The following is a 6628-nucleotide window of genomic DNA, read 5'->3' as shown; positions in this document are numbered from 1 at the left end:
GGATCGCGCCTTTGCGGGTCAGCCACACCCGCTCGCCGTAGTGCAGCTCGCGCTCGACGTAATTGTGGTGGCAGTTGACCGCCTGCAGCTTGGCCTCGAAGGGCTTGGTTATCACCTGGCGCGCGGCGGCTATCACCGCTTGCATCATCAATTCGCGGTTCTGTCGGGCGAAATCCTGGGCCCAGCCCACGGCTTCCATATAGTCCTGATAATGCCGGCTGCCTTCTTCGAGGTAGGCCAGGTCCTTATCCGGCAGGTTGGCGAGGTGCTGGCGCATATCGGCCTTGGCCAGTTCGATATACAGGCTGCCGATGGCGTTACCCACCCCGCGCGAGCCGCTGTGCAACATAAACCAGACGCGCCCGGCCTCGTCCAGGCAGACCTCGATAAAGTGGTTGCCAGTGCCCAGGGTGCCCAGGTGTGTGCGGTTGTTGGTTTTCTCCAGGTGCGGCTGTTTGGCGGTGATCAGCTTGAAACGCCCGGCCAGGCTCGCCCAGGCCTGGTCGGCGGCCTTCGGTACCTTGTCCCAGGCACCTATATCACGGCCGCTGCGGGGGCTGCTGCGGCCATGGGGCACGGCGCGTTCGATGGCGCTGCGCAGGCCGTGCAGGTTGTCCGGCAGGTCGCTGGCCAGCAGCGAGGTGCACGCGGCCATCATGCCGCAGCCGATATCCACGCCGACCGCGGCCGGGATCACCGCGCCGAGGGTGGGGATCACGCTGCCGATGGTCGAGCCCTTGCCCAGGTGCACGTCCGGCATGACCGCCAGGTGTTTGAAGATAAAGGGCAGTTTGGCGGTGTTGATCAATTGCTGTTTGGCGTCCTGTTCCACCGGCACGCCCTGGGTCCATAGCTTGATGGGTTTGCCGTGGGCGACTTCCAGCAGTTGGTAGCTCGTGTCTTTCATGGTCTTTCTCTTTATTCAATTGCCGCGGCCGCATGGGGCGCGCTTGCTCAAGCCGTGTTCTGGGGCCGTCCGCCCTGGCGGCGCAGCAGGCGGCAAGCCCGGCAGCGCACGGCACCGGCATACACCGAACCTTGCACCACTTCGTACCACCATTGTTGCTGGGCCGCGGTCCAGACTTGATCCTTGCCGCAATCGCGGCAGCGAAACGGCTGATCCTCGTACCAGCCGCGGGCCACGAACGGCGGCTCGCCATAGCTGTTATAGGCGGCCAGTCGCTCGGGATGCACCGCTAGCGCCGCGCCGGGCCTAAAACCCAACGGCGGGCTAATAGCCAGGGCTTGTTGCGCCTTGGCTGCGCGGCATTGGCGGGCCGCCTTGATTTCCCGGCGCCGTTGTTTTCCGCTTTTCATCATTGTCATCCCTTTCTGCTCGTTTTGCCGAGCACCTGCCCGTATCGACAGGCGCTCGACTTAGCGCGGGGCGAGGTTTACCAGGCCGTTCAGCACCTGATCCAGGCCGCCGAAGACGGAGATGCGGTCGATGCGTTCGGCCACCCGCTCCAGGGTTTCCAGCTCCTTCAGGCGCAGCGCCGTCGGGTTGTCTTCCATCACCTTGGCGGTGTTGAGCAGCGATCGGGTCGCCGAGGTCTCCTCGCGGCGCCGTATCACGTTGGCTTGGGCGGCTTTCTCCGCCTCCACCACCTGGGCCAGCAGGACTTTCATCTCGCCGGGCAGGATGATGTCGCGCACCCCCAGGCTGCTGACTTCCAGGCCGCAGCCCGGCAGTTTGGCGGCGAGGTGGCTGCTCACCGCCTCGTCGATCAGCTGCTTGTTCTCCAGCAGCTCATCCAGGGTGCGGGTACCCACCGCCGCTCGCAGGCCGAACTGCAGCTCGCGGTACAGGTGCTCCTGGGGTTTGGCCAGGCGCGAATGGGCCAGCAGCACGTCGCTGTAATGCCAGTTGGCCGCCAGGTTCAGGCGCAGGCTGATCTTGTCGCGGGTGAGGATTTCCTGGCCGCTGACCTCCAGGGCCTGGATACGCATATCCACCAACTCGACGCTGATCTGCCGGTTAAAGCGCCAGAAGCCGTAGTGACCGGCCGGCAGCAGTTCGACCACCGCGCCATTGACCTTGAGCACGCCGACCTGGAACGCCGGCACCTGGGCCAGCAGCACGGCATCCAGGCCTTGCAGGCTCTGGCTACGCAGGCCGGGCTGGGTCAGCAGGGCGACCAGGGCGGCATCCAGACGGTAGGCCTGGCTCAGGTCGAGCAGCTGCAGGCGCTGCTCGCTCTGGCCCTTCCAGTACAGGCGGCGGCTGCCGGGCGGCAGCAGCTCCACCAGCATGCCGTCCTCATAGCGCAGGCCGGCTTCATGTTCGGCGGTATCGAAACGCTCGAAGCAGCGCTCGACCAGCGCCGGCTCGTTTTTGCGCAGATAGCCGGCCAGGCGGTGCTCGAACAGCGGGCTGTTCAAGCTGAAGAGTTCGACGCTCAGGCGGTTGCGTGGATCGAAACGGCGGTACAGGCCGGGCTGCAGGATCGCCTGGAAGTCGCCTTCGGCGTAGAGCAGGGCGCGTTCGTTCTTTTTCACCACAAAGCGTTTGAGCAGGTTCATTGCCAATTCCTTCTTGATTGGTTGGGCGTCGGCGTTCGCCGATCCGGCGGGCGTCCGCGGTGGGGCGGCGGGGTGAGCGTGCGTCCCGACCTGCCTGGTCGTGTGGCCCGTCCATGGCCATGAGGCCTGCTCTGCCCGTCGCTCGGCCGCGGGGCCGGGCGGATCGGCGGCGACAGCGAGTCCTCCCGCTGCCACGCCGACTGGTACTGCTGTGCTATGTAGCTGCCGTTACAGGGCATTTTTCGAGCGGGACTCGAACCCGCGACAAATCTTCCGCAGAAGACTGCTCTACCTATTGAGCTATCGAATGGCTGGGCAGGACTCGAACCTGCGACTGACCTTCCGGGGAAGGCTGCTCTACCCACTGAGCTACCGAGCCAGTGACCGAGCGTTGCGGCGGCGGCATACCGGGCATCCGAACCCGAAGGTGGATCCCGGCACCGGCGGGATGCGACTCCCGACCCGTTGGCCTGCCTGGCGCTGCGGTCGATAGGGGTAGTGCGAGAGATGTGCCAGAAGCTGTTGGTTGTTTGCTTGTTTTTATAAGCTATTAATTATTAAGGTAAATATTTTTAATTCTGGGCGGGCGATAAAAGCTGTGGGGGAAGGTTTCGATAAATTGCTATCTTTAGTTATCGCTATTTATCTTTTGGTATAGTCATGTTGACGAAGAACACCGTCGCCATAGGTTTTGTCGGCGCCACCCTGGATAGGGTCGGCCGGGGTGCCAATCGTTGGAGCAAGTGGCGGCCCAGCGTCGGCCTGTGCCAGCAGGCGGATCTGCTGATCGACCGCCTCGAGCTGCTCCACAGCCCCCGGGATGCCAGCCTGGCCGAACGGATTCGCGAGGATATCGCGGCGATCTCGCCGCAAACCCAGGTGTGTCTGCACCCAATGGCCTTGCGCGACCCCTGGGACTTTCAGGAGGTCTACGGCGCCCTGCACGAGTTCAGCAGCGCGTATGCCTTCGATACCGAGCGCGAAGACTATCTGGTGCATATCACCACCGGCACCCACGTGGCGCAGATCTGCTGGTTCCTTCTGACCGAGGCGCGCTACCTGCCGGCGCGCCTGGCGCAGACCTCGCCGGGGCGACGCCCGGACGAGGCGACCCACAGTGGCACCTGCACCCTGATCGACCTCGACCTGTCGCGCTACGACAGTATCGCCACGCGCTTTCGCCGCGAGCAGCAGGACACCCTGGCGTTCCTCAAATCCGGCATCGCCACGCGCAATCCGGCCTTCAACCGCAGCATCGAACAGATCGAACGGGTGGCGGTGCGCTCCAGGGCGCCCATGCTGCTGGTGGGGCCCACGGGCTCGGGCAAGTCCTTTCTGGCGCGGCGCATCTACGAGCTGAAGTGCGCCCGGCATCTGTTGCAGGGGCGTTTCGTCGAGGTCAACTGCGCCACCCTGCGCGGCGACGGTGCCATGTCGGCGCTGTTCGGCCATAGCAAGGGCGCCTTTACCGGCGCGCAGGCCGCCCGCGAAGGCCTGCTGCGCGCGGCCGCCGGCGGCATGCTGTTTCTCGACGAGATAGGCGAGCTGGGGGCGGACGAGCAGGCCATGCTGCTCAAGGCCATCGAGGAGAAGCGTTTCTTCCCTTTGGGCAGCGACCAGGAGGTGGCGAGCGATTTCCTGCTGATTGCCGGCACCCACCGCGACCTGCGCGAGCGGGTGCAGCAAGGCCTGTTTCGCGAGGACCTGTTCGCCCGCATCAACCTCTGGACCTTCGAGCTGCCGGGCCTGGCCGGGCGCCGCGAGGATATCGAGCCCAACCTGGAGTTCGAGCTGCAGCGGCATGCCCGCGAGCAGGGCCGCCAGGTGCGCTTTAACTTGCAGGCGCGGCAACGCTACCTGGCCTTCGCCAGCAGCCGCGAAGCGGCCTGGAACGGCAACTTTCGCGAGCTGTCGGCCTCCATCACGCGCATGGCCACCCTGGCCGACAGCGGGCGGATCGACGAGGCCCAGGTGGACGAGGAAATCCTCCGCCTGCAACGGGCCTGGGCCGCTAACAGCCGGCCGCAGCCGGGCATTCAGCAGGAGGTGCAGGCGCTGCTGGGCGAGCGCTGGGAGGAACTGGACCTGTTCGACCAGCTGCAGTTGCCGGGGGTGGTGGCGCTCTGTCGTGAGTCCGCCAGCCTGTCGGATGCCGGCCGCCAGCTATTCGCCCAGTCGCGCCAGGGCAAAAGCCAGCCCAACGACGCCGACCGCCTGCGCAAATACCTGGCGCGTTTTGGTTTGGATTGGCAGCGGCTGCGGGGGGCTGTCTAGCCGGTCGTTTGCAGCGGCCTGCCGAGCTATCTCGCCAGTGCCTAGCGATAGATGCTCGACATGCCCTTGCGCTCGTCCAGGCACTCGGGGGAGGCGGTTTCGAATTCGCGGCAGATCAGCGGGCGCACCTCGTAGATGGTGCAGCGCATGCTGTCGCGATCCAGTGCCGCGCACCAGCCGTCGTCCAGGCGCAGCATCACTTCGCCGCCCCAGTCATCGGTGTCGATATAGCGCGACGGCACGCCGGTGTCGGTGATCAGCATGACTTCCAGCTGGCAGCAGCAGGCCGCGCAGTTGCTGCAGCTGACGGCGGCTTCGCTGGGCAGTTGGGTGAGGGGGATGGTCTGGCTCATGCCGCGCAGTGTACGCCAGGCATGGCGCCTGAGTGCTAACGGGCCGACCAAAGCAGGGGCGGGCATACCAGTCGATTGGCGGGTGCGCAGGCTCTGCTGATATTGCGCGCGCCAGTTCAGGCCTTGACTGTGCTGGCGGCGCTATTTATTGCAGATGTTCGAGCAGGCGCCGCGCGGCCTCCTGGCCACTCAGCCAGGCGCCTTCGACCCGGCCCGACAGGCACCAGTCGCCGCAGGCATACAGGCCCAGATCGGCGTCGGCCAAGGCGCCCCATTGGTGCGCCGCGGCTGGGCGGGCATACAGCCAACGATGGGCCAGGCTGAACGCCAGGGCGGGCACGGCGCAGCCGATCAATTCGGCAAAGGCGCCATGCAGCTGTTCGATCACCTGCTCCTTGGGCAGGTCCAGGTGCTGCTTGCTCCACTGGCTGCTGGCGTGCAGCACCCAGGTGTCCAGGGTGGTGTCGCGGCCTGGCTTGCTGCGGTTGCGCGCCAGCCAGTCGAGCGGGCTGTCCTGCACAAAGCAGCCTTCAACCTTGGTATCCAGCGGGCTGTTGAAGGCCAGGGCCACCGCCCAGGTCGGCTCCATGGTTACGCTGGCGGCGGCGCCTGCCAGTTTCGGCGCGCTGGAAAGCAGGGGCGTGGCGTGCGGGGCCGGTGTGGCCACGACCACATGGCTGAAGGGGCCGTGGTTGTTGCCTTCGGCATCTTGCAGGTGCCAGTGCTGTTCGCCGCGGAACACTTCGGTGATGCGGCAGGAGAAATGCACCGGCAGGGCGCCGAGCATGGCGCGGCTGATCGCGCTCATGCGCGGGCTGCCGACCCAGCGCAGTTGTTCATCCGGCGAGGCGCTGAGCTGGCCGTTGCTGAAGTGATAGAGGCTGGGGGTCCATTCGGCGACCCAGCCGCGGGCCTGCCACTGCTGCACCACTTCGACGAAGCGTCGGTCACGCGCGGTGAAGTACTGCGCGCCCAGGTCCAGAGCGCCGGCATCGCTGCGTTTGCTGGCCATGCGACCGCCGCTACCACGGCTTTTCTCGAACAATTGCACCTCGTGCCCGGCCGCGTGCAGGGCCTGGGCAGCGGACAGTCCGGCAATGCCGGTGCCGATGATGGCGATGGGATTGATTGCTGTCATGGCTTACCTCGTGTTCGAGAGCATTAGGCTACGCTTTGGACAAAAGCTATACAATATTGTTTTCATGTATAAGCTATGTCGGTTCCAATCACGCCTACCTATAGTTAAGACAACTAGCTGCCGGAAGAAAGGCACGGCGTGGCATAAATCTTCAAACCACGCCTATTTATTGTTAGAACCTGTTTACGATTTCGCGAGCTAGAGCCAGACAAGGCAAAAACAGCCGAGGAAGCGCAGTTTACGAGCTGTAAATGAGCATTCCGAGGCTGTTTTTAACGCCGGATGGCCGACGCGCAGCAGATCGTAAACAGGTTCTTAGGCCATGCGAGGACGATGCCAT

General features: G+C 64.7%; 6 protein-coding genes and 1 tRNA gene. 1 reads left to right on the top strand and 6 read right to left on the bottom strand.

Features of this window, described 5'->3' with window-relative positions:
• The 4 genes from Q8Q83_RS08650 to Q8Q83_RS08635 form a co-directional block, all read right to left on the bottom strand.
• On the bottom strand, positions 1 to 907 hold a 907-nt coding region (locus tag Q8Q83_RS08650; protein ID WP_305622887.1), incomplete at its 3' end, for an RtcB family protein.
• Between the two features lie 47 nt (positions 908 to 954).
• Positions 955 to 1317 (bottom strand): zinc-ribbon domain containing protein, encoded by a 363-nt coding sequence (locus Q8Q83_RS08645; RefSeq protein ID WP_305622885.1) that lies wholly within the window; start codon positions 1315 to 1317, stop codon positions 955 to 957.
• 60 nt (positions 1318 to 1377) lie between these two features.
• Positions 1378 to 2523, bottom strand: a complete 1146-nt coding sequence (locus Q8Q83_RS08640; RefSeq protein ID WP_305622884.1) for a slipin family protein — start codon at positions 2521 to 2523, stop codon at positions 1378 to 1380.
• A gap of 307 nt (positions 2524 to 2830) precedes the next feature.
• Positions 2831 to 2903, bottom strand: a tRNA-OTHER gene (locus tag Q8Q83_RS08635).
• A 280-nt stretch (positions 2904 to 3183) separates the two neighbouring features.
• Here Q8Q83_RS08635 and rtcR point away from each other — a divergent pair.
• Positions 3184 to 4797, top strand: coding sequence for an RNA repair transcriptional activator RtcR (gene rtcR, locus Q8Q83_RS08630; protein ID WP_305622882.1), 1614 nt, complete (start codon positions 3184 to 3186; stop codon positions 4795 to 4797).
• Between the two features lie 41 nt (positions 4798 to 4838).
• Here rtcR and Q8Q83_RS08625 read toward each other — a convergent pair whose 3' ends face one another.
• Complete coding sequence (locus Q8Q83_RS08625; RefSeq protein ID WP_305622881.1) at positions 4839 to 5150, bottom strand: YkgJ family cysteine cluster protein; 312 nt, start codon at positions 5148 to 5150, stop codon at positions 4839 to 4841.
• Positions 5151 to 5295: 145 nt separating this feature from the next.
• Positions 5296 to 6288, bottom strand: a complete 993-nt coding sequence (locus tag Q8Q83_RS08620) for an NAD(P)/FAD-dependent oxidoreductase (RefSeq protein ID WP_305622879.1) — start codon at positions 6286 to 6288, stop codon at positions 5296 to 5298.
• Positions 6289 to 6628: the final 340 nt, after the last annotated feature.

It is taken from the genome of Pseudomonas sp. (assembly GCF_030696055.1).
In the GTDB taxonomy this organism is placed as follows: Bacteria; Pseudomonadota; Gammaproteobacteria; order Pseudomonadales; family Pseudomonadaceae; genus Aquipseudomonas.
The sequence above is the reverse complement of the archived record's forward strand: the minus strand, read 5'-3'. Positions and strand labels throughout refer to the sequence as shown.

Coding starts and splice junctions, on each gene's coding strand:
- Q8Q83_RS08625 (WP_305622881.1), bottom strand. CDS start 5,150: ATGAGCCAGACCATCCCCCTCACCCAACTGCCCAGCGAAGCCGCCGTC.
- Q8Q83_RS08640 (WP_305622884.1), bottom strand. CDS start 2,523: ATGAACCTGCTCAAACGCTTTGTGGTGAAAAAGAACGAACGCGCCCTG.
- Q8Q83_RS08645 (WP_305622885.1), bottom strand. CDS start 1,317: ATGAAAAGCGGAAAACAACGGCGCCGGGAAATCAAGGCGGCCCGCCAA.
- Q8Q83_RS08620 (WP_305622879.1), bottom strand. CDS start 6,288: ATGACAGCAATCAATCCCATCGCCATCATCGGCACCGGCATTGCCGGA.
- rtcR (WP_305622882.1), top strand. CDS start 3,184: ATGTTGACGAAGAACACCGTCGCCATAGGTTTTGTCGGCGCCACCCTG.